This is a genomic window from Haloarcula halobia (assembly GCF_029338255.1).
Lineage (GTDB): Archaea > Halobacteriota > Halobacteria > Halobacteriales > Haloarculaceae > Haloarcula > Haloarcula halobia.
The window spans coordinates 1,622,863-1,648,233 of the sequence record NZ_CP119787.1; the positions used below are offsets into that span (position 1 = coordinate 1,622,863).

Sequence of the window (25,371 nt, forward strand, 5' to 3'; positions counted from 1 at the left end):
CCTAGATGGTCGGCGGTGAAAAGTGACGCCTATTCGCTCTCCTCGCGCCGGACGAAGATGCGGTACTTCAGGTCGTTCTCGCGCAGTTCCTCGAGGATGCGCTCGACGAGGATCTCCTTTGGCTTGTGGAGGCCGCTGACCCGCTCTTCCAGTTCCTCGAAGCTCTCGAAGGGCTTTCGCTTTCGCTCGTCGAGGATGGAGTTGCGCAGCTTCTTGCCGATGCCCGGCAGGAGGTTCAGCTGGTGGAGTCGCAGCGTGATTGGCTGGGCGTCGTTGTAGAAGTCGACGAAGCGCCGCTCGTTGCCCTCGACGATCTCCTCGACGGCGTACTCGACCTCCGACTGGGTGCCTCCGGGCAGGTCCTCGAACTCGACCTCGGTGATGCGGCCGAACTCCGTCAGGTCGACCCGGTCACCGAAGGAGACGTCCGAGTCCTCGTCCAGCACGAGTTCGTAGATAGAGAAGTCCTGGACGTCGAGCGCGAACGCGAGCGCCGCTTTCTTATGCTGTGGGCGGTCGTCGTCACTCCGTCCGTGCGGGAGGACGTCGAGGACCGCGCCGACTATCTCGTCGCCGCTGTCCTCGGGTTCCGTGGTCGTCATACCGGTCCGTACGGTCAGAACCTACTTAATGTCGGCGGGTGGGACTGATTTCCCCGTCGACGGTGCCCCGGAGAACTGCGGTGGGGCGTCGGAATCTCAGGCGTACTGCCGGACGACGTTGAGAATCTCGTCGAGTTCGTCGCCGTCCAGGGAGTACCGCTCCTGGGCGAAGACGGCGCGGAGCTCGTCCCGGTCGAGCGGCCGGAGGTTGGCGATCTTGTAGGCCGTCGCCTCGTCGACCTTCTCCAGTTCCTGCAGCTGGTCGACGAACTCGCGGGACTCCTCGGGGTCGAGCAACGCGAAGCGGTTGACGTGTTCGATGGCCCGCTTGAGCTCGTAGCGCATCTCGCGGTCCTCGTCGGCGGCCCGCTCCATCTCCAGGCCCTCGAGTATCTCCTTGGTCTCGGCGACGGTGAGATACTCCTCGGAGACCTTCTCTTTGAAGATGGTCATCGCTTAGTTCTCTTGGCGACGGAGGTGGGCGGGCTTGACGATGATGGTCTTCTCCTTGTTGCCGTCGACGATCTGGACCTTGTAGGCCGTGCCCTGTTCGCCGATGACCTCGCCGGTCTGACCGTCGAAGCGCGGGTGGAACCGGCCCTTCGGGACGGACGGGTCGATCTTCATGTGGACCTTCTCGCCGACCTCGTACTGCTCGACGGCGCGCTGTGGCGGGGAGGTCCCGCGGTCGCGGGGCTTGTTCTTGAGTTTGTCACGCGTCCCTTCGAGGGGTCCGTTGGAACTAGGCATTCTTGACCTTCGCTTGTCCACTCGCCCTAATAAAACGTGCGTTCCGCGGCCGTCGGGCGTCGACTGTGGCAGCCGCTGACGGGGCGCGTGGCCGAAAAGACGCGAGCCAGTCCGTTCAGAGGCGGCCGACGCTGTCGACGTCGACGGATTCGACGCCCTCGACCTCCGCGAAGGCCTCCTCGACGGCCTCGGTGCCACCGGTGTCGTCGGGCACGATGACGGTCGGGAACAGGGCGACGAGACCGAAGGCGACGTCGTCTCGCTCGAAGCCCTTGATCTTCGCTCCTTCGGGAAGCGCGCCCTCGAGACGCTCCTGGAGTGCGTCGAGGTCGACTTCCGGGCTCTGCGGCATGATCTTGATCTTGGCGGCGACTTTCCCCATCGTTATGGTCCTCGGAATCCACAGTCGGGACACTCATAGAGGTTGCTCTGCTTCCGGCAGGTGGCACACCGATAGATCTGGTGCCCGCAGTCCGGGCACTTGAACGCGGCGGCGTTCGTGCCGGCGATGTTGATGCCACACGAGACGCACTTGCGCGCCTGTTTCTGCTGGCTCTCGCTCATACCTCCCCGTATCCCACCGCGACTTTTAACGATTGCCAAACGTCTCGGGGGGCGAGACGGGGTGACACACCGTCGCCTAGCTCCCCGGGAGGATGTCCCCCAGGGCGGCCCCGATGGCCATCGGGACGAACGCGACGCTACAGACACACAGCGAGACCCAGGTCACCCGCGGGTCGGTCGACCACTCAACGACGCCCCAGGCGGTCAACACCGCGACGGCGGTCAGAAAGGCGGTGAGGGTGACCCCGACGAGTCGGCGCGGGACGACCCCGAAGAGCCGGTCCGCGACGCGGACGTCCTGGAAGTCGGCGACGTAGAGGATACCGACCACCATCGCCACCGCCGCCGCGACGGTGCCCGCAAAGTACAGCGGGTGACGGGCGATGTGGCGGCCGGCGTCGACGGTGCCGCTCTCGACGGCCATCGGGATGCCAAAGAGGAGCGACCCCAGCACCGCCTCGGCGAAGTCCGCCCGGTCGAAGCCCCAGACGACGCGCCCGAAGACCGGCGTCTCGTGGCCCTGGACGTCTATCGCGGCTCGCATCGCCTCGCGGACCTGCTCGCGCTCCATGGGAGTGTCGACGATGTCCTCCAGCGCTTCGAGTTCGTCGAACAGTGCGCCGATGGCGTCTTCCTCGTCGACGTCGGGTTGGTGGTTGTCGTCCTCGCTCATCCGTCGCCCCGCGCAGTCGACACCGACGCTGTTCGTCGGTGAACTTGTTGTCCGAGCGAGTGGGCAACGGCGACGGCGTCTCGCCCTCGCAGGCCGGCCACGGATTCGGCCACTTCCATGCCGACACCACTGACTGGGACCGGGTTAAGCCTTTACGCTGGGGTAGGAAGCCAGCGTCGCCGGATTTTCGACCGGCGACTCCCCTGGAACCACCCAAACATTTATATGTAGTTGGCTGTTCTCCGTAAAAGAACACATGGAACGTCCGACGCGCCAGCGCAACACCGAACAGGAAGAGCGCGAGCAGGAGTCCGAGGCCACAGGACAGCAGACCTGTCCGGAGTGTGAGTCGGAGTCGATATCCAGTGACGGCGGGGGAGAACTCGTCTGTGAGGACTGCGGGCTGGTCATTGAGGACGAGAACATCGACCGGGGGCCTGAGTGGCGGGCGTTCAATCACTCCGAGCGACAGTCGAAGTCGCGCGTCGGCGCGCCCACCACCCAGACGATGCACGACAAGGGGCTGACCACCCAGATCGACTGGAAGGACAAGGACGCCTACGGGCGCTCGCTCTCCTCGGAGAAACGCAGTCAGATGCACCGCCTGCGCAAGTGGCAAGAGCGCATCCGGACGAAAGACGCCGGCGAACGGAACCTCCAGTTCGCCCTCTCGGAGATCGACCGCATGGCCTCCGCGCTGGGCGTCCCCCGGTCCGTACGCGAGGTCGCGTCGGTCATCTATCGTCGCGCGCTCAACGAGGACCTCATCCGCGGCCGTTCCATCGAGGGCGTGGCGACCGCCTGCCTGTACGCCGCCTGCCGACAGGAGGGCATCCCGCGCAGTCTCGAGGAGGTGTCGGACGTCTCCCGCGTCGAGCAAAAGGAGATCGGGCGCACCTACCGCTACGTCGCCCAGGAACTCGAACTGAAGATGGAACCCGTCGACCCCAAGCAGTACGTCCCCCGCTTTGCCTCGGAACTGGAACTCTCAGAGGAGGTCCAGTCGAAGGCCAACGAGATCATCGACACCACCGCCGAACAGGGCCTGCTCTCGGGCAAGTCCCCGACCGGCTACGCCGCCGCCGCCATCTACGCCGCCTCGCTGCTGTGCAACGAGAAGAAGACCCAGCGCGAGGTCGCCGACGTGGCCCAGGTGACGGAAGTCACCATCCGCAACCGCTACCAGGAACAGATCGAAGCGATGGGAATCCACTGAGTCGGCCGGCCGCTCTTCTCTCGAAGGTCCACCTGTCCGTGAGCCACGCGCCGGCGCGTGCTCATGGGGTCACGATTCGACCGAAAAGATCGCCGTCTGCCAGGACCGCCGCCGGACCCGTTCAGTCGTCGGCCGGACGTGCCGTCGCGGTCTGTCCGCCACGCGACGATATCGTCGAGAGCCCGTACATCGCGATGAGGCCGAAGCCGACCTTCGTCACCACGTCGAGGTAACTGATGACCAGCGACGACGTCTCGACGTCCATCAGGCCGATGCCGGCCAGCCCCAGGAGCCAGACGACCGGGTAGACGAGCCACAGGACCACGACGAAGTTCCGCAGGGTCCGATAGAGGCTCAGTTCGAGGTCGCTGAGCGCCCGTCCGGCGGCATCGTCGACGGCGCCGTAGAGCAGGTAGACGACGCCGGCGAAGGCGAGCGCGCCGAGGCCAAACAGGCCGTAACTCAGCGGCGTGGCGGTCACCGCCCCGGCGAACCCGAAGACGATGGTCAGCGCCTGCAGGCCCACCAGCTTGACGAGGTCCTCGCGGGCCGCGTTCGCGAGCAGACCCAGGAAGAGGACGTTGATGGGCGTCGTCAACAGCCAGTCGACGTAGCGGACCACGTACACCGTGTGGCTCTCCGTCTGGACGGTCCCGACCCCGAGCACCAGCAGGGCGTACGCCACGATGGCGATGCCCGGAATCGCCACCAGCAGGAGGTAGCGCCGTCGGGTCGATTCGGGGACGAGCCGGTAGCCGTAGGCCAGGACGGCCGTCCCGAGCAGTTCGCCGAGCAGTCCCAGCGTGAACCAGGTCGTTATCGTTGCCATTGTCAGTCGTCGGTCTCCGCGGTCGGCGTGTTCGCGCCGACCTCACCGCTCGAGTCGACACGGAAGCGTTCGAGGAGCGATTCGAGGTCCGCGGCGCGCTGGCCCAGCTCGTCGGCGGCGTCGGCGACCTGTCCGATGGCGGCCTCCTGGTCGTCGGCCGCGCCCGCGACGACGTCGGCCTCCGTCGCGGTCTGCTGGCTGATCTCCGAGAGGTCGTCGATGGTCCCCATGACGTCCTGTGCGGTCCGGGCCTGTTCGGCCGTCGCGTGGTCTATCTCCTGGATACCCGTGTCGACCTCCTCGGTGTACTCGACGATGGTCTCCAGCGCCTCGACGGCCTCCTCGACGGTATCGACGCCCTCGGTGATGCGCTGGCTCGTCGACTCCATCGTCTCGACCGTGTCGCCGGCCTGGGCCTGGATGCGTTCGATGCGCGCCTCGATGTCGCTTGCGGCCTCCTTGGTCTCCTCGGCGAGGCCCTTTATCTCGTCGGCGACGACGGCGAAGCCGTCCCCGTCGCCGTCGGCGTGTGCCGCCTCGATCGAGGCGTTCAGCGCCAGCATGTTCGTCTGTTCGACGATAGAGGTGATGACGCTGACGATTTCGCCGATTTCGTCCAGGTCGTCGTCGAGGGCGTTGATCTCGGCGACCGTCTCCTTGGTCACGTCGTCGATCTCGCTCATCTCCTCGATAGCCGCCTGTGCGGCCTCGCGTCCGTCCTCGCCGACGTTCGCGGCCGACTCGGAGGTGTCGGCGACCTGCTGGGCGGCCGAGGCCACCTCCTCGGCCGTCGCCGAGAGGTTCTCCATCTCCGATGCCGCCGAGTCCAGCCCCTCGTTTTGCTCGGTCGCACCCTCGAATATCTCTTCGATGGACGAGGCGACCTGCTTGCTGGCCTCGTCGACCCGGTCGGCGTTGGACGCGACCCGGTCGCTCGACTGCATGACGTTCGCGGCGAACGTCTGCATGTTCGCGATGGTCGACTCCAGCGCGGCCAGCGTGGCGTTTATCTCCTCGCCGACGGCCGCCATCGCGTCGCTCATGCTATCGGTGTCGACCCGCGCGGTCAGGTCGCCGTCCGCGGCCGCGTCGAGCGCGTCGCTGTACTCCTGGGCCTTCAGTTCGAGGTGGCTGCTGAGCGCCTCCATCTCGTTGCGCTCCTCCTCGACGTCCGCCCGCGCCGCTTCTGCCTCCTCGCGGGCCGACTCGGCCGTCTCACGGGCGGATTCGGCCTCGGCGATCTGCTCTCTGAGGTTCGTCCGCATGTTGTCGAAGGCGTCGTAGAGCGTCCCGAACTCGTCGGTCCTCGAGGTATCCAGTTCCACATCGAGGTCGCCATCGGCCATCGCCTCGGCCTTCGCGGAGAGTCGTCGGAGCGACGCGATGGTGTTGCCACCGATGGTGACACCGACGAGTCCCAGGTTCACCACCGCGAGCAGGATGAGTCCCACCAGGTCGGAGTTTATCTGGTTGCTCAGGGCGTAGGCCTCCGACGGCGCGGAGTGGGTCATGACGATCCAGTCCTGGTCCTCCAGTCGGGAGAGCCCCATCACCATCGAGTCCGTCTCGACGAACGTGCTGTTGCCGGGTTCGAGTTCGCCCAGCGGGTCGCCGTCGAGCGTCGAGACCGGTGCGACCGTCCCGACCTTCGACGTGTTGTGGTGGAAGACAAACCGGCCGTCGGTGCCGACGACGAGCGTCCGTGACCCGGTACGCTGCCTGGATATCTCGCCGGTCTTCGCTTCCAGGTCGGTCATGTACACGAGCAGGCGGTCCTCGGCGCCCGGAACCGGTGAGACCACGGCGACGATGGGGTGGTCGACGACGGAGACGGAGAACGGCCGCGTCACGTAGGTGTCGTCGGGCCCCTCGAAGGTGGGGGTGTCCGTCGCGAACGGCGCGCCCTGCTCGGCGGCGTTGACGTCGACGAACTGCTCGTTCGAGCTCGCGAGTATCTCGCCCGACGCCGTGTCCACGTAGTGGACGGCGACGACGTCCGGCGGGACCGCATCGTCCGCGACCATACTCTCGAGGCGATTCTGTATCTCCGTGTTCGACCCCGTCGCGAACACCGGCCTGCTCGATGTCGTCCGGGCCTCGCGTCGCGTCGTCGACAGCCAGGCGTCCAGCTGGTCGGCCTGGGTGTCAGACAGGGCGGTCAGCTCGTCCGAGACGTCTGCTTCCAGCGTGGCAGACGCCTGGACGCTGACGAGCACCCCGAAGGCGACGACGACGACGATCGCGAACGCGAGTGCGGCGCCGAGCCGGCCGGCGTAACTGTCGCTGACAAAGTTCGGCAGCGGTGACGCGCTGTCTGATGCCATCGCCCAGTGGTACGAAAAAAACCACCTAAAGGATTCGTCCCCGATTCTCAACAGTGATAGAAAGGTCCGGTACTGCTCGAGGTCACGACGGTCCGGATGAACCGTCGGAACCGGCGTTCGCCCCGGTCGGTACTACCACAACAGTCATGCGGGACGCTTCTAGAGTGTACTGTCACGCACTATGTCGCCGGACGAGCGCGGCCCGAAGGACCCGCGGACGCTGGTCGCCGAGGTCATCACGGCCCCCGAGACGGGGCGTACGCAGCTCCCGGCCCTGCTGGGGTTGCTCGACGTTGGCGACCGGCAGGTCCGACTCGGCGCGGTGACGGCCCTCTGTGTCGTCGCCGAGGACCACCCGGCCACGGCGGACTACATCGTGCGCCGCCTGCTCGACCGGACCGGGGGCGACCAGTCCCTCGAGGTGGCTCTGGCGCTCGAGTACCTGGCCGCCCGGTATCCCGGGGCGGTCGAAACCGAGCTGGACGCCTACAACGCGACCCACGACGCGGACCGCGACCTCGGTGACCTGACGGCGGAGTTAGGCAGCGCGACGCTCCACGAATCGTCGCTGGGCCTCGACGTGGGTCGGACGACCGCCGTCGGCGACGCCACCACCGGGCGGCGGACCGACGACGACCCCGAGGACGTCGAGACCGACGACGATGCCGACGAGGCGGACGCCGACGGGACGATAGGCGGCGGTTCGACCGCCGATCTGTTGCCGGGCCGTACCGACTGGATCGCCATCGTCGAGCACGAGAGCTCGTTCGACCGCCTCTCCGTCCTGGCACCCCGCGACAGGCGGCGGTACGGGGACGTCTACCGGACGCTCGGGGCCGTCGACGGCACCGACGTCGCCGTCGCGATACGCCTGCTCGACACGCCCGATCCGGACACCGACGCCTTCCGGTCGGCCGTCGGGACACGACTCGACGACTGGGCCACCGTCGCCGGCCTCGACAACGTCGTCTCGCTGTACGACTGGGGCCACGAGCCGCACCTCTGGGCGACGACGGAGTACACCGACGAGACGCTTGCCGACCGCGGCCGGTTCGACCTGGCAGAGGCCGCCTGGCACGCCGAACAGCTGGCCCTCGCCGTCTCGTCGCTCCACGAACGGGGCGTCGTCCACGCGAGCATCGACCCGGAGAACGTCGCCTACTACGGGAACGTCCTGGCGGCCGACGACCGACAACCGCCGCTGCTGGACAACGTCGGGGCCATCCAGGCCTACCGGCACGTCACCGACCCGGCGAACTACCTCGACCCGCGCTACGCCGCGCCCGAGTTCTACGACCGCCGCTTCGGGCGCATCGACCACGCGACCGACCTCTATCACCTCGGTGCGGTCTGCTACCGCCTGTTCACCGGCGAGCCACCCTACGCCGGCGAGTTCGAGACGATCCGCGAGCGCGTGCTCCAGGACCCCCCGCCGACGCCGAGCGAGGCGGCCGACGTCCCCGCTGCCGTCGACGCCATCGTCGGCAAGGCGATGGGCAAGCGGAAACTCGCGCGCTACGAGTCGGTAACCCACCTAACACAAGAGATACGTACGCTGAAAGCGAGTCTCGAAGACGATGGTGGGTAAGGTGGCCGTCGAGCTCCAGTTCGTGGCAGGGAATCCCAACCTCACGTTCATCTTCTTCATCGCTCTGACCCTGCTCGCGACGCTGGGGCTTCGCTTCGCGTTCTACGCTGTCCGGAACCGCCGCGCCAGCGACCTGGTGGCGGAACACCGGCTGTGGGACTTCCTCGCCGTCGTCGGCCTCCTGTCGGTCCTGTTTGCCGTGCTCGGCCTGCTGGAGATCGTCACGACGCTCACCTTCCCGTACAAGGGGGCGCTCGTTTTAGCGCAGGTGCTGCTGCTGGCAGTGACGATGCGGTTGCTCTACCGGAACGTCGTCCCGTCGACCGGCGACCCCCACCGGTTCACGCGCCCCCTGACGTGGGCGGCCCTGCTCGTCGTCGGGGCCGTCTTCGTGGGCCTGGTCGTCGTCGGCCGCCACCCCGCGCTGGTCGGCGTGCTCGGCCTGAGCGCACTCGTGTTCGCGGCCGCGGGGTTCGCGTTCGGCCGGCGCGGTGCCGCGGCGACCCGCGTCCAGGGGACGGTGGTCGACACCTTGCTCCGGCACCTCCTGCCGGTCCTGCTGTTTGCCGCGCTCGTCCCGGCGGTCGACCTGGCGACGCTGGCCGGCCTCGACCGGGCCGTCGTCTTGCACGTCCAGGTCGTCTTCGTCATCATGACGGCGACCACGCTGATGACCGCGACCATCAAACTCCGGCAGAACCTCGCGAGCCTCTGACCGGAGCCGGTGGTCCGGCCAGTAGGGTCTGTCCGGTCGACCACCCGCGTGCTGAGCATTTATCACGTTTCCGACCGTTACGTCGGGTATGTCAGTCGAATTCGACTTCGACGGTGACGTAGCGCTCGTGACCGGCGTCGGCGGTGCCCTCGGAAGTGCGGCCGCACAGGCCTTCCTGGAGGCCGGGGCGACGGTCTGTGGGGCCGACGTCGTCGACCCCGAGAGCGAGGACTTCCTGCTCGAAGCGCCCGAACGTATCGACTTCCACCAGGGTGATTTCACAGCAGAGGCGGAGGTCGAACGCGTCGTCGGCGATGTTATCGACGAACACGGCCGGCTGGACTACCTGCTCAACATCGCCGGTACCTGGCGCGGCGGCGACCCGGTCCACGACACCGACGTCGATACCTTCGATTTCCTGTTCGACGTCAACCTCAAGACGATGTTCCTGGCATCGAAACACGCCCTGCCACACCTCCAGGAGACGGAGGGGGCCGTCGTCTCCGTCTCGGCCAGGTCGTCGCTCGAGGGCGGCGAGGGCGACGGCCTCTACCGGGCGACGAAGGCCGGCGTCCGCCTGCTGACCGAGACCATCGCCGAGGAGAACCTCGGGACGGTGCGGGCAAACGCCGTCATGCCCAGCGTCATCGACACGCCGATGAACCGCGAGATGATGCCCGACTCGGACCACTCGAAGTGGGTCGACCCGGCCGACATCGCCGCGATGATGCTGCTGCTGTGCTCGGACGCGACGTCGGTCACCAGCGGTGCGGCCGTGCCGGTCTACGGCGAGGCCTGACCGCCGGGCCTGCGCGTCGCCACCCTCGCCGGCCACCACCCCGGAGGTGGTGGGGTCGATGTGGCCGGGGCCTGTCGACAGCAGTGGCGCCAGCAACTCGCGCTCCCAGACCGGCCAGGAATCGGGTAGTCGGCTGGCGGGACCGGGTCCGCAACGGTCCCCTTGAGGTCGGCCCACGTCGCGGGACTCTCGTGGACCCACAGGGCGGTGACCGTCCTCCCGACGTCTCTCGATGCCACGCCGGACCCGGCACTCGACGAGACCGGAGAGAACGAACCTCCCCGTCGCGCCGCCTCCCGGACCGCCGCCAGGGACTCCGCTGCCGTCGCCGTCACGGCGAGGTCGTAGTCGTGGACGCTCACGAGCAGATGTCGCTCCCGCGGGGCTACGGGCGGCCGGAGGAGGTCCCCTCGGCGACGGTCAGTCGCGTCCGAACCGATGCGATTTTACCACGATGCGAGAGACTCCCCAAGATAGAGCATGTCCGAGCGAGAGACGTGGGCAACGAGAGTTGGATTCATCCTCGCGGCCATCGGGAGCGCAGTCGGTCTCGGGAACCTCTGGCAGTTCCCGTTCAAGACCGCGACCAACGGCGGGGCGGCCTTCGTCGTCTTCTACCTGGTGGCGGTGGTCCTCGTGGGCTTCCCGGCGATGCTGGCGGAGTTCGTGCTCGGTCGGCGGACCAACGTGAACGCCGTCGACGCGTTCGCCGAACTCGGCCACCGCCAGTGGCGCGTCGTCGGTGGCCTCGCGGTGTTCACCGGCTTCTGGATCCTGTCGTACTACAACGTGGTCGGCGGGTGGGTCATCCGCTACATCCTCGGGAGCGCGACGGGCGCGTACTTCGCCGACCCCGGCGGCTACTTCGGGGCCGTCTCCTCCGGGCCGGGTGCGGTCCTGGCACAGGCGGCCTTCCTCGCCGTCGTCGTCGGCATCGTCGCGCTGGGCATCGAGGACGGCATCGAGAAGGCGACGAAGGTGATGGTCCCCAGCATCGTGGTGCTGATGGTGGCGCTGGCCGCCTGGGTCGCCACGCTGCCCGGGGCCGCCGAGGGGTACGCCTTCTTCCTCTCGCCGAACGTCGACGCGATGATGGCCAACGCCGGCAGCATCATCCCCTTCGCGGTCGGCCAGGCCTTCTTCACGCTCTCGCTGGGGATGGCCATCATGATTACCTACTCCTCGTACGTCGGCAGCGACGACAACCTCGTGTTCGACGGCGGGATGGTCGTCGTCACGAACACCCTCGTCGGCGTCCTCGCCGGGCTGGTCGTCTTCCCCATCCTGCTGACCATCGGCGCGGAGATCACCACCGAGAGCGGCGGCGCGGGGGCGCTGTTCGTCGCGACGGCGGCCGGGTTCAGTTCGGTCCCCTTCGGCCGCGTCTTCGGCGTCGTCTTCTTCGGCGTCGTCCTCATCGCGGCGCTGTCCTCGGCCATCAGCCTGCTCGAGGTGACCGTCGCCTACGCCAACGACAACTTCGGGATTCCGCGGCCCCACCTCGCGTCCGCCGTCGGCCTCGTGTTGTTCCTGCTCGGCCTCCCCTCGGCGTGGGACACCAGGTGGCTGACGTGGTTCGACGACGTCGCCTACCAGCTCTTTCTGCCCGTCTCCGTGCTCGCGCTGGTCGTCTTCGTCGGCTGGGTCGTCGGCCGCGACGCCGTCGACGAGCTCCGGCAGGGGAGCGAGGGGCTCGGCCCCGTCGGGCCCGTGTGGCTCTGGACGCTGCGGCTGGTCGTCGTCGCGGCCATCGTCGGCACGCTCGTGCTGGGAGTAAACGAGCTGTTCCTCGTCGAGGACGCCGCCTTCTTCCAGCCCTTCTGACCGATCTGGGCCGCTCTCGACACGTTTTTACCGGCGAGCGAGGACCCTGCAACGATGACGAGAGCCACCTGGCGGACTCGACTCGGGTTCCTGCTCGCCGCCGTGGGCAGCGCCGTCGGCCTCGGGAACATCTGGCGGTTCCCCTGGCTGACCGCGACCAACGGCGGCGCGGCGTTCCTGTTGCTGTACGTCCTCGTAATCGTGCTCGTCGGCGTCCCCGGACTGCTCGGCGAGATGGTCATCGGTCGGCGCTCGCGCCGGAACCCGGTCGGCGCGTTCGGGGCGCTGGGCGGTCCGCGCTGGCGCGCCCTCGGCGGCGTGGCGCTCGTGGCCTCGGTCGTCGTCCTCTCCTTTTACTCGGTGGTCGGCGGCTGGATCCTGCGCTACACGGTCGCCAGCGCGACCGGCGCGTACTTCGGCGCGCCCGCCGAGTTCTTCGGCGCCATCGACTTCGGCGTCGGCGCGGCCGGCTTCCACGTCCTCTTCCTGCTGGCGACGGTCGCCGTCGTCTACGCGGGCGTCGACCGCGGCATCGAACTGGCCACGACGGTGATGGTCCCCGGCATCGTCGTCCTCTTCGGCGCGCTGGCCGTCTGGGCCGCGACGCTCCCCGGCAGTTCGGGCGGCTACGACTTCTTCCTCTCGCTGGACGTGGCCTACCTCCGGGCGAACTTCGTCGACGTCCTGGTGGCGGCGGCCGGACAGGCCCTGTTCACGCTCTCGGTGGGCGCTGGCGCGATGCTCACCTACGCCTCCTACGTCGACGAGGACCGGTCGCTGGCGGCCGACGGCACCGTCATCGCGGCGCTGAACACCGGCATCGGCGTCCTCGCGGGGTTGGTCATCTTCCCGCTGCTGTTCTCGCTGGGCGTCTCGCCCGGCGAGGGCGGTCCCGGCGCGCTGTTCGTCAGCCTCGCGGGAGCCTTCGCTGACCTGCCCTACAGCCGCCTGGTCGGCGTCGTCTTCTTCGGCGTCGTCCTGCTGGCGGCGCTGTCCTCGGCCATCAGCATCCTCGAGGTGCTCGTCGCCTACCTCGTCGACGAACGCGACATGGCGCGCTCTCGGGCGACCCTCGGCATGGGCGGGCTCTTTCTGGTCACCGGGACCGCCGCCGCGCTGTCGCCGTCGCTGTTCTCCTTGCTGGCGGACACCATCGCCAACCTCGCGCTGACCGCCGGCCTGCTCGGCTTCCTGCTGTTCGACGGGTGGGTGCTCGGCCGCCTGGCCCTAGAAGAGTACGAGAAGGGCGCGGGCCCCATCGCTCGCCTGGCGGGGCTCCCGTGGTACTACGCCGTCGCCGTCGTCCTCCCGCTCTTTCTGGCGTTCACGCTCGTCTCCGGCCTCGCCGGGGTCGTCGGCGTCTCGGTCAGTCCCCCGCAGGCAGTGGCCGTCGCCGTCGTCGGCGTGGTCACGGTCATCGCCCTCATGCGGACCCGTGCCGACCCCGCGCCCTGACGCCGGCCCGGATGGAAACCCGGAAAGGCGTCCGGGTCCTCCGGTCGGACGATGCACCGGAGTACCATCGACCTCGCCGCGCTCGCGGGCGACTTCGACCTCCAGTCGACCGTCGAGAGCGGGCAGTCGTACCTCTGGGACCGCGAGGACGGCCGGATGTACGACCGGGACGGCGAGACGGGGAGCGACGCCTGGTACTGGACGACGGCCCGGGTCGACGGCGACCCGGAAGTCGTCCGCGCGCGCCAGACCGATGGTGTCCTCGACTGGGAGGCCTCGTTCGACGCCGAATCACACCTCCGGGCCCGCCTGGGGCTCGACGACGACCTGCCGGCCATCCGCGGGACGGCCCCGCCCGACGCCGTCGTCGAGGAAGCCTACGACGCCTACTGGGGGATGCGCATCGTGCGCGACCCGGCCTTCCCGACGCTGATCTCGTTCATCTGCTCGGCGCAGATGCGCGTCGCCCGCATCCACGGGATGCAACAGGCGCTGCGCCGCGAGTTCGGCGACCCGGTCGCGTTCGACGGCCGGCAGTACCGCGCCTATCCGACGCCAGAGGCGCTGGCCGCTGCCAGCGAGGCCGACCTGCGAGATCTGAACCTGGGCTATCGCGCGCCCTACGTCAAGCGGTCGGCGGAACTGGTCGCCGACGGCGAGGTACATCCCGAAGACGCTCGGGGACGCGACTACGAGGACGCCCGCGCGGCGCTGACGGAGTTCGTCGGCGTCGGCGAGAAGGTGGCCGACTGCATTCTGCTGTTCTCGCTTGGCTACCTCGAAGCGGTCCCCCTGGATACGTGGATTCGCACCACCATCGCGGAGTACTACCCGGAGTGCGACCGTGGCAACTACGGCGACACCTCCCGGGCCATCCGCGAGGCCCTCGGCGGCGAGTACGCCGGCTACACGCAGACCTACCTGTTTCACTACCTGCGCTCGGGCGGTCGGGACACTAGAACCTAACTTTCGGCCCCCGCAACCTCGACCTATGTCACGCACGCGAGCGCACGTCTTCGTCAGCGGCAGGGTCCAGGGCGTCTACTTCCGGGCGACGACCCGCGAGACCGCACAGGATCAGGGCGTTAACGGCTGGGTGAAGAACTTAGACGACGGACGGGTCGAAGCCGTCTTCGAGGGCGAGGCGGCCGACGTCGAGGCGATGGTCGAGTTCTGCCACGAGGGGAGCACGCGGGCGAACGTCACCGACGTCGAGGTGACCTACGAGGACCCCGACGGGCTCGAGGGGTTCGAGGTCCGCTGGTGACCCGGCCCGCCGTCCCCGTACCGTTAGGAGGGTGGCCGGCGAACCCTCGCGCATGATCACTGGCTCAGCGATGGGCGTCGTCGACGAGAACGCGGCGGCGCTGGGCGTGCCGCGCAAGCAGTTGATGGAGTCCTCGGGGAACGCCGTCGCGGGGGCGGTCCGGGACCTCGTCGACCCCGGCGACTCGGTCACCGTCGTCGCCGGCCGGGGGAACAACGGTGGCGACGCGCTCGTGGCGGCCCGCTTTCTCGACGACGTCGACCTCCGGGTCCTCCTGCTCGGACGCCCGGAGACCATCACGACCGACATCTCGCGGGAGAACTGGGACGCCCTCCAGCGCGCCGAGTACCCCACGGAACAGGTCCGCGACGCCTCGGCGTTCGACCTCGGGAACCCGGACCTCGTCGTCGACGCGATGCTCGGGACTGGCATCAGCGGGGCGCTCCGTGAACCGGCCGCCACGGCGGCGGCCGCGATGAACGCGAGCGACGCGACGGTCCTCTCGGTGGACGTCCCCTCGGGCCTCGACGCCGAAGACGGATCGCTGGCCGAGAACGCCGTTTTCCCCGACCACGTCGTCACGTTCCACGACACCAAACCCGGCCTCCCGGACCTCGATGCGGGCGTGACCGTCGCGGACATCGGCATCCCCGACGCCGCCGAACTGTTCGTCGAGCGCGGCGACCTCCAGCGACTCGACCGCGACCCGGCCAGTCACAAGGGCGACAACGGCGAGATGCTGGTCGTCGGCGGCGGCCCGTACACCGGCGCGCCGGCCCTTTCCGCTCAGGCCGCGCTCCGTGCCGGCGCCGACCTGGTGCGCGTGGCGTGCCCGTCGGCCGTCGCGCGCGAACTCCAGGGCTACAGCGAGAACCTCATCGTCCGGCCCTACGACGGCGAGCGACTCGAACCCGCTGACGTCGACCGGGTCGCTTCCCTCGCGGCCGAGCACGACACGCTCGTCCTCGGGCCGGGGCTGGGCGACGCCGACGCGACGATTGACGCCGTCCGGGACCTCCTCTCGCGGTTCGACGGCACCGCGGTCGTCGACGCCGACGCCCTTGCGGTCGTTCCCGAAGTTGACACCGACGCGACCCTGGTCTGTACGCCCCACCAGGGGGAACTCGTCGGGATGGGCGGCGAGACGAGCGACGACTGGCGCGAGCGGGCCGACCTCGTCGAGTCCTTCGCCGCCGACCTCGGCCAGACGCTGCTGGTGAAAGGGCCCTACGACGTTATCTCGGACGGCGAGGTGACCCGCGTCGGCCGGACGGGCAACGCCGGGATGACCGTTGGCGGGACCGGCGACGTCCTCGCGGGCGTGACCGGCGCGCTCGCGTGCACGCAGGAGGCCCGCCACGCGGCCGCCATCGCGGCCTACGCGACGGGCGCCGCCGGCGACCTGGTGGTCGAGGATCGCGGCTTCGGCCTCGTGGCGACGGACCTGCTGGACGCGATTCCGACGGTGTTCTGGGGAGAACAGTAGGCGCGACCGCGCTCAGGCCGACGCGCCGACGAGGTCGCCCGCCTTCGCGCGCGAGCGCTCGACGATCGCCGGGCGGGCCTCGAACTCGATGACGACCTGGTCGCCGTAGTCGACGGTCTCGACGTGGGCGTGGTCGTGGATCCACGAGACGAGGCTCATGGTGTCGTCGGTCATCGGCAGCACGAGGCGTTCGCGCTCGTAGTCGGGCAGTTCGGCGTCGATGCGCTCGGCGAGGGCCTCGACGTTGAGGCCCTCCTGTGCGCTGACTGCCACGGGGTTCGGGGCCAGTGCCGAGAGGGCCTCCTTCTTCCGGCGGACCTCCTCGTCGTCGACCTTGTCGGTCTTGTTCAGGACGGTGACGATGGGGGCCTCGTTGCGCTCGTAGAGGGTGTCGTGGCTGGTCACCAGCTTCTCGCGTATCTCCTCGACGGACTCGGAGACGTCGACGACCAGCAAGACCAGATCCGCGCGATAGACCGAGTCCAGCGTCGACTTGAACGACTCGACCAGCCAGTGGGGCAGGTCCTGGATGAACCCGACGGTGTCGGTGACCAGTACCTCGCGCTTGCCCACTTCGGCGCGACGGGTCGTCGTCCCCAGCGTGGTAAAGAGGCGGTCCTCGCTCTCGGCGGTCGTATCGAGGTCCGGGTGGAGGTCCTCGTTCTCGTCGACCTCGAGGTCGGCCGCGAGACGGCGCAACAGCGTCGACTTCCCGGCGTTGGTGTAGCCCGCCAGCGCGACCAGGTCGAACCCCGACTCGCGGCGCTGCTCGCGGCGGTGTTGCTCGGTCTCCTCGATGGACGCGAGCTCGTCCCGGATGTTCGAGATCTGCTTTTTGATGTCCTCCTCGCGACTCTCGTCGTACTCGCCGAGCCCCATGAACCCGGGGCGCTCGTCGCGCTTCGCGAGGCTGGCCTTGGCCTCGGCGCGCGGGAGCTCGTAGCGCAGTTCGGCGAGTTCGACCTGGAGCTGGGCCTTCCGCGTGCGGGCCCGTTGCCCGAAAATCTCGAGGATGAGCCGGAACCGGTCGATGACGCGGACGCCGCTCATCAGCTCGTTCCCGATGTTGTAGGTCTGGTAGGGGCCCAGCTGGTTGTCGAAGACGACGATCGTCGCGTCCTCGCGAGCGACCGCGTTGGCCAGGCGCGCCACCTTCCCCTCCCCGATGTGGTAGGCCGGGTCCTCGGTGCGCGTCTGGGTTATCTCCGCGACGACGTCGTAGCCCGCCGCGCGCGCGAGGTCACGTATCTCCCCGGTGTCTGCGGTGCCGCTGTCGACTCGTTTCGCGATGACCGCTCGTTCCGTGGTGTCTGTCGCCGTCACTCGCTTCAAGGTACGTCGTCCGTTTATTTAATCTGCAGGGTGGGGTCCGGTCGTGTGCGCACACCGGCCCGCACCCGGAGGCGTTGCACCGTCGCGCGGGTAGCCGTGGTATAGACGAGTCGCACCGTTCCTGCCGGTGCTGTGGCGAGCGACCGGTGACCGGCCTCGTCGCGACGTCGCGCAGACGCCGTTGTCTCAACGCGACACCCGCCGTCGGGGCCCGTCCGGAACGGGCCTCTCGACGCCGTCGAGCAGTGACCTGGCGTCGGTAGCGACTTCTGACGCACCGCTACTCGGCGTCGCGCTGTGGAAAAATGGGTCGCAGGTGGTTACGCGGCAATGCTCGCGGCCGCGATGAACGACCAGCGGGTACCGCTGGAGGTCTCGGTTTCTTTCTTCGCTGCCTTCGTCGTGTTTCGGGGGTGTTTCCAGTTCATCACGACTACATACTCCCTCTGTGCGTATAAAGTGTTCGATATCTTATATATTGTCGTGGTTATTGATTAACAACGAGGACTGTGAAAGATATGTTTTCAGGCGTATCGACGCGAAATCCCACGACGGTACCGACGTATCGGACGGGGCAGCCCTGGTACCTATCGGAATTTCGACCTGTCCTGGCACCCCGTCAGGAGCCGTTTCGACTGCTCGGCGAGTCCGACGCCTGTAGTCGAGTCCGCTGCAACCGCCCTGCGCATCCGGCTGGATGGGAGGTACCAGTCCCCGCCGGCCGCCTGCCGATGGCCCGTCGGGTGAGGGGCCGGAGTCCGGTGTCTCTCCCCTGTGACGTGCACTTCGGCGCTGTTTTCACTCCTGATACTCCAGGTTACCCCGCTTTTGTTCCCCAGTCTCCAGAATCGGCACCCAATTCTCCCCTTCGATATCTTGAACCCGCCCAAACTGAGCGCCAAATCGTGGTAGTATGTGGCAAGATAGTACTATAACCCTCCGTCTGTTATGCTGTTGTATCCATGAGGAAGCAGGAGCTCATCCATCTTCACAGCCTGCTCGCGCAGGTACAGAACCACTACGAAGCCGACACAGGATCCGAGGTCGCCCAAGCGGAGTACACGGCGCTCGGCGTCAAGCCGACGTCCATCCACAAATCGAAGACCGACCACAAAGACGCCGTTTTTGCGCTCGCCGACGGCCTGACCGACGACATGCTCGAGCGCAGCGACGAACCGCTGACGCTCACCGCCGACTGAACCCTTCTGTGTCGGTATCCACAGTCCCCCCCTTTTTTCCGCCAGCCACCGGCTTCTCGCCCACCGGCGTCCTCACGTCCGCTCGCTGCCCTGCCACTACGTTTAAATATACCCTTGCTGAACCCCAGGGTAGTCAGATGCCGAAAATAGAGATCTCCGTTCCGGAACACCTCGAGATGCAGATTTCACAGCTGGTCGACCAGGGCGAGTTCCTCAACCGCGAGGACGCCTTCGAGAGCCTCCTCTCGACCGGACTCAAGGCCTACAAGGTCAGCGGCCCCAGCGAGGAAAACGACGAACCGGGCTTCGAGGACGATCCGCTGGAGGACAGCGGGATGATGGGCCACGACGACGAGTACGTCTTCTGAGTGTGCAAGTGTGGTACGCGGTACCTCAACCCTCAGTCAACTTATAGGCCGTGGGGGCGTAGTCTACCCGTGAGCGAAGATACAGGGCGACGGAACCTCCGTATGCCTACAAACGACGAGCTGTTCGCGGTCGTAACTGAACACCTGGGCGGGAACCACGTCCGAATCCGCTGTGAGGACGGCGAGACGCGTCTGGGCCGCATCCCCGGCCGGATGAAGTTCCGCACGTGGATCAACGAGGACGACATCGTCCTCGCCGAACCGTGGGACTGGCAGGACGAGAAGGCAAACATCGAGTGGCGCTACACCGGCCAGGACGCCGACCAGCTCCGTGCCGAGGGCCACGTCGACTCGCTGACCGCCTGAAGTTTTCTGTACCCTGTCTCGATGCGTCCGAGCGACAGCTCCAGGTCTCCTGTGAGTCGGCCGTGTGCCGACGGTCGCTGCGCCGCCGGCCCCGACACACTGGCCCGACGCAACCGGCAGTCCGTCCGCGAGGGGCTCTGGACGCGCGTGACCACTCGTGCGCACGCGGACGAAAACTCGACTGCGCGTTCGCGGGGCGCAACCTGCCCGTCTGCGACGACGTAGGCCTCTATATCTCTGTGTACTCCGGGAGAGACTATTGTCGGTCTCCGGTCCCGCCGCTGGATGCCCGGCGAACCGTGCGTCGGTGTATCAATCAGAACGCGAACCATTTCTACCACCGACCCTCCGCTGTCGTGCGGTTCGGTGTGTGACGGCGTGACGGCACGTACGAGCCATGTGGGGTCTGCACAGGGTGGGTCTGAGACGAGTCATTTATATATACCCCTCTCCTCGGAAGAAATGCGAAGGTCGCACGGGGCACCACCCCGGGCGAACACGGTCCGACGCGTCCTCGCGACGTTCGGGCCGTTCGCAGAGAGCACGTCGACGTCGCTTCGGCGACACCGACTCTCTCGACCGATGAGGATTCCACCCCTGCGGTCCGCCGTCAAGATGGAATCTGATGTGAGCCCACGGACCCATACAGCAGTTACCATCGATACTGGAAATCGATGGGTTACGCTTCCGACGGAGTGATACCACACTCAGACGTTGCATCGCGCAACGCCCGCCGCTGACTCAGTCAGCACATTCCGGTTGATCCTGCCGGAGGCCATTGCTATCGGAGTCCGATTTAGCCATGCTAGTCGCGCGGGTTAGACCCGCGGCGTATAGCTCAGTAACACGTGGCCAAACTACCCTACAGACCGCGATAACCTCGGGAAACTGAGGCCAATAGCGGATACAGCTCTCTCGCTGGAGTGCCGAGAGCTGGAAACGTTCCGGCGCTGTAGGATGTGGCTGCGGCCGATTAGGTAGACGGTGGGGTAACGGCCCACCGTGCCCATAATCGGTACAGGTTGTGAGAGCAAGAGCCTGGAGACGGAATCTGAGACAAGATTCCGGGCCCTACGGGGCGCAGCAGGCGCGAAACCTTTACACTGCACGACAGTGCGATAGGGGGACTCCGAGTGCGAGGGCATATAGTCCTCGCTTTTCTGTACCGTAAGGTGGTTCAGGAACAAGGACTGGGCAAGACCGGTGCCAGCCGCCGCGGTAATACCGGCAGTCCAAGTGATGGCCGATATTATTGGGCCTAAAGCGTCCGTAGCCTGCTGTGTAAGTCCGTTGGGAAATCGGCCAGCTCAACTGGCCGGCGTCCAGCGGAAACTACACGGCTTGGGGCCGAGAGACTTGACGGGTACGTCCGGGGTAGGAGTGAAATCCTGTAATCCTGGACGGACCACCAATGGGGAAACCACGTCAAGAGACCGGACCCGACGGTGAGGGACGAAAGCTAGGGTCTCGAACCGGATTAGATACCCGGGTAGTCCTAGCTGTAAACGATGCCTGCTAGGTATGTCACGCGCCATGAGCACGTGATGTGCCGTAGTGAAGACGATAAGCAGGCCGCCTGGGAAGTACGTCCGCAAGGATGAAACTTAAAGGAATTGGCGGGGGAGCACCACAACCGGAGGAGCCTGCGGTTTAATTGGACTCAACGCCGGACATCTCACCGGTCCCGACAGTAGTGATGACAGTCAGGTTGACGACTTTACTCGACGCTACTGAGAGGAGGTGCATGGCCGCCGTCAGCTCGTACCGTGAGGCGTCCTGTTAAGTCAGGCAACGAGCGAGACCCACATCCGTAGTTGCCAGCGATATCTAGCGATAGTCGGGTACACTACGGAGACTGCCGTTGTTAAAACGGAGGAAGGAATGGGCAACGGTAGGTCAGTATGCCCCGAATGGACCGGGCAACACGCGGGCTACAATGGTCATGACAGTGGGATGCGACGCCGAGAGGCGGAGCAATCTCCAAACGTGATCGTAGTTCGGATTGCGGGCTGAAACTCGCCCGCATGAAGCTGATTCGGTAGTAATCGCGTGTCAGAAGCGCGCGGTGAATACGTCCCTGCTCCTTGCACACACCGCCCGTCAAAGCACCCGAGTGGGGTCCGGATGAGGCCTGGATACCCAGGTCGAATCTGGGCTCCGCAAGGGGGCTTAAGTCGTAACAAGGTAGCCGTAGAGGAATCTGCGGCTGGATCACCTCCTACAGAACGGGACTGGGGCACTGCCCCAGCCCACAATCGTTGTCGGCATCCGCCGACGACACCGAAGCGGACTGCTGTATGGGCCCGCTGGGCTCACGAGACCTATCCGAGGCGGATACCCCTCGCGGGGTGTCGGGTGCAACTCCCGACGGGTCCGTATCTCGTGTCACGCCCGAACCGAGCCCCTTAAGTGTGGGACGGCGCTCGGACGTGATACGACGACTGATGCACCAACCCGGGTGAAACCGCGGTTGGGAAGGGTCGACTCGCCCACCTCTCCCACCTTGGGGGCGAGAATGAAACCGTGTGTACGTGCGATCCAGGCGTCCACTGGACTCGTTCAACTACAGTTCAACGAGTCACAATTGACGTTGGCTACTATGCCAGCTGGTGGATAGCTCGGCTCGAGAGCTGATGAAGGACGTGCCAAGCTGCGATAAGCCGTGGGGAGCCGCACGGAGGCCAAGAACCACGGATTTCCGAATGAGAATCTCCTCAGCAATTGCCTCGCGCAATGAGGAACGCCGGGAACTGAAACATCTTAGTACCGGCAGGAAAAGAAAGCGTAACGCGATGTCGTTAGTAACCGCGAGTGAACGCGATACAGCCCAAACCGAAGCCCTCACGGGCAATGTGGTGTCAGGGCCACCCCTCATCAGCCGACCATCTCGACGAAGTCTCTTGGAACAGAGCACGAAACAGGGTGACAGTCCCGTACTCGAGGTCAGTACGCTGTGCGGTGGTTCCAGAGTAGCGGGGGTTGGATATCCCTCGCGAATGTCGCAGGCATCGACTGCGAAGGCTAAACACTCCTCGAGACCGATAGTGCACAAGTAGTGTGAACGAACGCTGCAAAGTACCCTCAGAAGGGAGGTGAAATAGAGCTTGAACTCAGCTGGCGATGGAGCGACGGGGCATACAAGGTCTTCCGACGAATGACCGAGACGCGAGTCTCCAGTAAGACTCGGAAGAAGCCGATGTTCCGTCGTACGTTTTGAAAAACGAGCCAGGGAGTGTGTCTACATGGCAAGTCTAACCGGAGCATCCGGGAAGGCACAGGGAAACCGACATGGCCGCAGCCTCACGGCGAGGGCCGCCGTCTTCAAGGGCGGGGAGCCATATGGACACGACCCGAATCCGGACGATCTACGCGTGGACAAGGTGAAGCGTGCCGAAAGGCACGTGGAGGCCTGTTAGAGTTGGTGTCCTACAATACCCTCTCGTGATCTACGTGTAGGGGTGAAAGGCCCATCGAGTCCGGCAACAGCTGGTTCCAACCGAAACATGTCGAAGCATGACCTCCGCCGAGGTAGTTCGTGGGGTAGAGCGACCGATTGGTGTGACCGCCTCCGAGAGGAGTCGGCACACCTGTCAAACTCCAAACCTACGAACGCCGCTGACGCGGGGATTCCGGTGTGCGGGGTAAGCCTGTGCACCAGGAGGGGAACAACCCAGAGATAGGTTAAGGTCCCCAAGTGTGGATTAAGTGTAATCCTCTGAAGGTGGTCTCGAGCCCTAGACAGCCGGGAGGTGAGCTTAGAAGCAGCTACCCTCTAAGAAAAGCGTAACAGCTTACCGGCCGAGGTTTGAGGCGCCCAAAATGATCGGGACTCAAATCCACCACCGAGACCTATCCGCACCCGTCACAGGGTGACCGAGTAGGTTGGCGCTCTATTTGGGTGGAAGCAGGGGTGAGAACTCCTGTGGACCGAATAGTGACGAAAATCCTGGCCATAGTAGCAGCGATAGTCGGGTGAGAACCCCGACGGCCTCATGAATAAGGGTTCCTCAGCACTGCTGATCAGCAGGGGTTAGCCGGTCCTAAGTCATACCGCAACTCGACTATGACGAAATGGGAAACGGGTTAATATTCCCGTGCCATCATGCATTCAAAGTTGACGCCCTGGGGTCGACCACGCCGGGCCTTCGCCCGGTCGAATCGTCCAACTCCGTGGAAGCCATAACGGCACGAAGCGGACGAACGGCGAGACAGGGAAACGTGGTTCAACCTGGGGCCCGTGAAAAGACGAGCATGATGTCCGTACCGAGAACCGACACAGGTGTTCATGGCGGCGAAAGCCACGGCCTGTCGGGAGCAACCGACGTTAGGGAATTCGGCAAGTTAGTCCCGTAAGTTCGCGATAAGGGATGCCTGCTCAGGAAATGAGCAGGTCGCAGTGACTCGGAAGCTCGGACTGTCTAGTAACAACATAGGTGACCGCAAATCCGCAAGGACTCGTACGGTCACTGAATCCTGCCCAGTGCAGGTATCTGAACACCTCGTACAAGAGGACGAAGGACCTGTCAACGGCGGGGGTAACTATGACCCTCTTAAGGTAGCGTAGTACCTTGCCGCATCAGTAGCGGCTTGCATGAATGGATTAACCAGAGCTTCACTGTCCCAACGTTGGGCCCGGTGAACTGTACATTCCAGTGCGGAGTCTGGAGACACCCAGGGGGAAGCGAAGACCCTATGGAGCTTTTACTGCAGGCTGTCGCTGAGACGTGGTCGCCGATGTGCAGCATAGGTAGGAGGCGGTACACAGGTACCCGCGCTAGCGGGCCACCGAGCCATCAGTGAAATACTACCCGTCGGTGACTGCGACTCTCACTCCGGGAGGAGGACACCGGTAGCCGGGCAGTTTGACTGGGGCGGTACGCGCTCGAAAAGATATCGAGCGCGCCCTAAGGTCATCTCAGCCGGGACAGAGACCCGGCGAAGAGTGCAAGAGCAAAAGATGACTTGACAGTGATCTTCCTAACGAGGATCGCTGACGCGAAAGCGTGGTCTAGCGAACCAATTAGCCTGCTTGATGCGGGCAATTGATGACAGAAAAGCTACCCTAGGGATAACAGAGTCGTCACTCGCAAGAGCACATATCGACCGAGTGGCTTGCTACCTCGATGTCGGTTCCCTCCATCCTGCCCGTGCAGAAGCGGGCAAGGGTGAGGTTGTTCGCCTATTAAAGGAGGTCGTGAGCTGGGTTTAGACCGTCGTGAGACAGGTCGGCTGCTATCTACTGGGTGTGTTATGGTGTCTGACGGGAACGATCGTATAGTACGAGAGGAACTACGATTGGTCGCCACTGGTGTACCGGTTGTTCGAGAGAGCACGTGCCGGGTAGCCACGCGACACGGGGTAAGAGCTGAACGCATCTAAGCTCGAAACCCACCTGGAAAAGAGACACCGCTGAGAGTCCGCGTAGAAGACGCGGTCGATAGACTCGGGGTGTACGCACTGAGGTAACGAAGTGTTGAGCCCACGAGTACTAACAACTCGAAGCCATCAATCATACGCACTGTGACTCGTCGAGAGTATTTGAACGAGTCCAGGCGCAAACTGGATCGCACGATTACACACGGTTCTAGGACCGACCGAGACCGGTATCATCACGGTTCGACTCCGTGACTCGGCGTTAAGGCGGCCATAGCGGCGGGGTTGCCTCCCGTACCCATCCCGAACACGGAAGATAAGCCCGCCAGCGTTCCGGTGAGTACTGGAGTGCGCGAGCCTCTGGGAAACTCGGTTCGCCGCCGACCACTCATACCTTATTGCTCGCACGGAGAGCCATCTGCGGCTCTGCGTGCGGGCTTTTTGTATTTATACAGCGACCTCGACAGCCGTGAGTGCCGGATTTGTCTGTGCCGGCCGACGCTCGCACGTGCTCGACCGCGGCGTCACCGTCGTCTCCTGTCGGGACTCGCTGGACGGTCGTGACGCCGACGCGGTCGACCTGCTCGAGGGCGTGACGGCCGTCCCGACGGCGATATGGGGGAGTTGACCCGACGGCAGGC

At 65.6% G+C, this 25,371-nt stretch carries 22 protein-coding genes and 3 rRNA genes; 16 read left to right on the top strand and 9 right to left on the bottom strand.

All coding sequences use genetic code 11. From position 1 onward, the window contains the following. Nucleotides 1-29: 29 nt before the first annotated feature. From P1K88_RS08660 to P1K88_RS08685, 6 genes are all read right to left on the bottom strand, one after another. On the bottom strand, nt 30-602 hold the full coding sequence (locus P1K88_RS08660) for a DUF655 domain-containing protein (RefSeq protein ID WP_276414059.1): 573 nt from the start codon (nt 600-602) through the stop codon (nt 30-32). Between the two features lie 96 nt (nt 603-698). Further along, nucleotides 699-1,055: an RNA polymerase Rpb4 family protein gene (locus P1K88_RS08665; protein WP_276414060.1), complete on the bottom strand. Its 357-nt coding sequence runs from the start codon at nt 1,053-1,055 to the stop codon at nt 699-701. A gap of 3 nt (nt 1,056-1,058) precedes the next feature. Further along, nucleotides 1,059-1,352, bottom strand: coding sequence for a 50S ribosomal protein L21e (locus P1K88_RS08670; protein WP_276414061.1), 294 nt, complete (start codon nt 1,350-1,352; stop codon nt 1,059-1,061). A 115-nt stretch (nt 1,353-1,467) separates the two neighbouring features. Further along, entirely contained in the window at nt 1,468-1,734 is a 267-nt protein-coding gene (locus P1K88_RS08675) for an elongation factor 1-beta (protein ID WP_276276993.1), read from the bottom strand. Between the two features lie 2 nt (nt 1,735-1,736). Further along, a complete protein-coding gene (locus tag P1K88_RS08680) occupies nt 1,737-1,916 on the bottom strand; it encodes an HVO_2753 family zinc finger protein (RefSeq protein WP_276276994.1) in 180 nt (59 codons plus the stop codon). Between the two features lie 76 nt (nt 1,917-1,992). Then, entirely contained in the window at nt 1,993-2,589 is a 597-nt protein-coding gene (locus tag P1K88_RS08685; protein WP_276414062.1) for a DUF2391 family protein, read from the bottom strand. 256 nt (nt 2,590-2,845) lie between these two features. On the opposite strand from P1K88_RS08685, the gene P1K88_RS08690 reads away from it, so the two are divergent. Further along, nucleotides 2,846-3,805 (top strand): transcription initiation factor IIB, encoded by a 960-nt coding sequence (locus P1K88_RS08690; RefSeq protein ID WP_276276996.1) that lies wholly within the window; start codon nt 2,846-2,848, stop codon nt 3,803-3,805. A 121-nt stretch (nt 3,806-3,926) separates the two neighbouring features. On the opposite strand, the gene P1K88_RS08695 is transcribed toward P1K88_RS08690, so the two are convergent. Together P1K88_RS08695 and P1K88_RS08700 are read right to left on the bottom strand one after the other, a co-directional pair. Then, the gene (locus P1K88_RS08695) at nt 3,927-4,634 is read right to left on the bottom strand and encodes a bacteriorhodopsin (protein ID WP_336407602.1); all 708 of its coding nucleotides are present in this window, start codon (nt 4,632-4,634) and stop codon (nt 3,927-3,929) included. A gap of 2 nt (nt 4,635-4,636) precedes the next feature. Further along, entirely contained in the window at nt 4,637-6,958 is a 2,322-nt protein-coding gene (locus P1K88_RS08700; protein ID WP_276414063.1) for a methyl-accepting chemotaxis protein, read from the bottom strand. A 181-nt stretch (nt 6,959-7,139) separates the two neighbouring features. Here P1K88_RS08700 and P1K88_RS08705 point away from each other — a divergent pair, with 181 nt between their 5' ends. The 8 genes from P1K88_RS08705 to P1K88_RS08740 all read left to right on the top strand — a co-directional run bounded on the left by P1K88_RS08705 (nt 7,140) and on the right by P1K88_RS08740 (nt 16,092). Continuing rightward, on the top strand, nt 7,140-8,546 hold the full coding sequence (locus P1K88_RS08705) for a protein kinase domain-containing protein (RefSeq protein WP_276414064.1): 1,407 nt from the start codon (nt 7,140-7,142) through the stop codon (nt 8,544-8,546). Continuing rightward, nucleotides 8,536-9,261 (top strand): hypothetical protein, encoded by a 726-nt coding sequence (locus P1K88_RS08710; RefSeq protein WP_276414065.1) that lies wholly within the window; start codon nt 8,536-8,538, stop codon nt 9,259-9,261. The genes P1K88_RS08705 and P1K88_RS08710 overlap by 11 nt, the downstream gene beginning before the upstream one ends. An 88-nt stretch (nt 9,262-9,349) precedes the next feature. Beyond that, nucleotides 9,350-10,060, top strand: a complete 711-nt coding sequence (locus tag P1K88_RS08715; RefSeq protein ID WP_276414066.1) for an SDR family oxidoreductase — start codon at nt 9,350-9,352, stop codon at nt 10,058-10,060. A gap of 480 nt (nt 10,061-10,540) precedes the next feature. Next, on the top strand, nt 10,541-11,884 hold the full coding sequence (locus P1K88_RS08720; protein ID WP_276414067.1) for a sodium-dependent transporter: 1,344 nt from the start codon (nt 10,541-10,543) through the stop codon (nt 11,882-11,884). 54 nt (nt 11,885-11,938) lie between these two features. After that, nucleotides 11,939-13,339, top strand: coding sequence for a sodium-dependent transporter (locus tag P1K88_RS08725; protein WP_276414068.1), 1,401 nt, complete (start codon nt 11,939-11,941; stop codon nt 13,337-13,339). A gap of 51 nt (nt 13,340-13,390) precedes the next feature. Beyond that, nucleotides 13,391-14,305: a DNA-3-methyladenine glycosylase family protein gene (locus P1K88_RS08730; RefSeq protein ID WP_276414069.1), complete on the top strand. Its 915-nt coding sequence runs from the start codon at nt 13,391-13,393 to the stop codon at nt 14,303-14,305. A gap of 25 nt (nt 14,306-14,330) precedes the next feature. After that, nucleotides 14,331-14,606, top strand: a complete 276-nt coding sequence (locus tag P1K88_RS08735; protein WP_276414070.1) for an acylphosphatase — start codon at nt 14,331-14,333, stop codon at nt 14,604-14,606. A gap of 52 nt (nt 14,607-14,658) precedes the next feature. After that, a complete protein-coding gene (locus P1K88_RS08740; protein WP_276414071.1) occupies nt 14,659-16,092 on the top strand; it encodes an NAD(P)H-hydrate dehydratase in 1,434 nt (477 codons plus the stop codon). A 12-nt stretch (nt 16,093-16,104) separates the two neighbouring features. On the opposite strand, the gene hflX is transcribed toward P1K88_RS08740, so the two are convergent. Beyond that, on the bottom strand, nt 16,105-17,415 hold the full coding sequence (gene hflX, locus P1K88_RS08745) for a GTPase HflX (RefSeq protein WP_276414072.1): 1,311 nt from the start codon (nt 17,413-17,415) through the stop codon (nt 16,105-16,107). 971 nt (nt 17,416-18,386) lie between these two features. Here hflX and P1K88_RS08750 point away from each other — a divergent pair. The 7 genes from P1K88_RS08750 to P1K88_RS08780 all read left to right on the top strand — a co-directional run bounded on the left by P1K88_RS08750 (nt 18,387) and on the right by P1K88_RS08780 (nt 25,358). After that, nucleotides 18,387-18,623, top strand: a complete 237-nt coding sequence (locus P1K88_RS08750; RefSeq protein WP_276414073.1) for a UPF0058 family protein — start codon at nt 18,387-18,389, stop codon at nt 18,621-18,623. 137 nt (nt 18,624-18,760) lie between these two features. Then, complete coding sequence (locus tag P1K88_RS08755) at nt 18,761-18,991, top strand: DUF7120 family protein (protein ID WP_276414074.1); 231 nt, start codon at nt 18,761-18,763, stop codon at nt 18,989-18,991. A gap of 69 nt (nt 18,992-19,060) precedes the next feature. Next, on the top strand, nt 19,061-19,357 hold the full coding sequence (locus P1K88_RS08760) for a translation initiation factor eIF-1A (RefSeq protein WP_276277008.1): 297 nt from the start codon (nt 19,061-19,063) through the stop codon (nt 19,355-19,357). Between the two features lie 752 nt (nt 19,358-20,109). Next, nucleotides 20,110-21,577, top strand: a 16S ribosomal RNA gene (locus P1K88_RS08765). Between the two features lie 364 nt (nt 21,578-21,941). Further along, nucleotides 21,942-24,869: ribosomal RNA gene (locus P1K88_RS08770) — 23S ribosomal RNA — on the top strand. Between the two features lie 124 nt (nt 24,870-24,993). Next, nucleotides 24,994-25,116, top strand: a 5S ribosomal RNA gene (gene rrf / locus P1K88_RS08775). The 16S, 23S and 5S rRNA genes sit together here, the layout of an rRNA operon. Nucleotides 25,117-25,199: 83 nt before the next feature. After that, nucleotides 25,200-25,358 carry a hypothetical protein gene (locus P1K88_RS08780; RefSeq protein ID WP_276414076.1) on the top strand — a complete coding sequence of 53 codons (159 nt, stop codon included), beginning with the start codon at nt 25,200-25,202 and terminating at the stop codon, nt 25,356-25,358. The last annotated feature ends 13 nt before the right edge of the window (nt 25,359-25,371 follow it).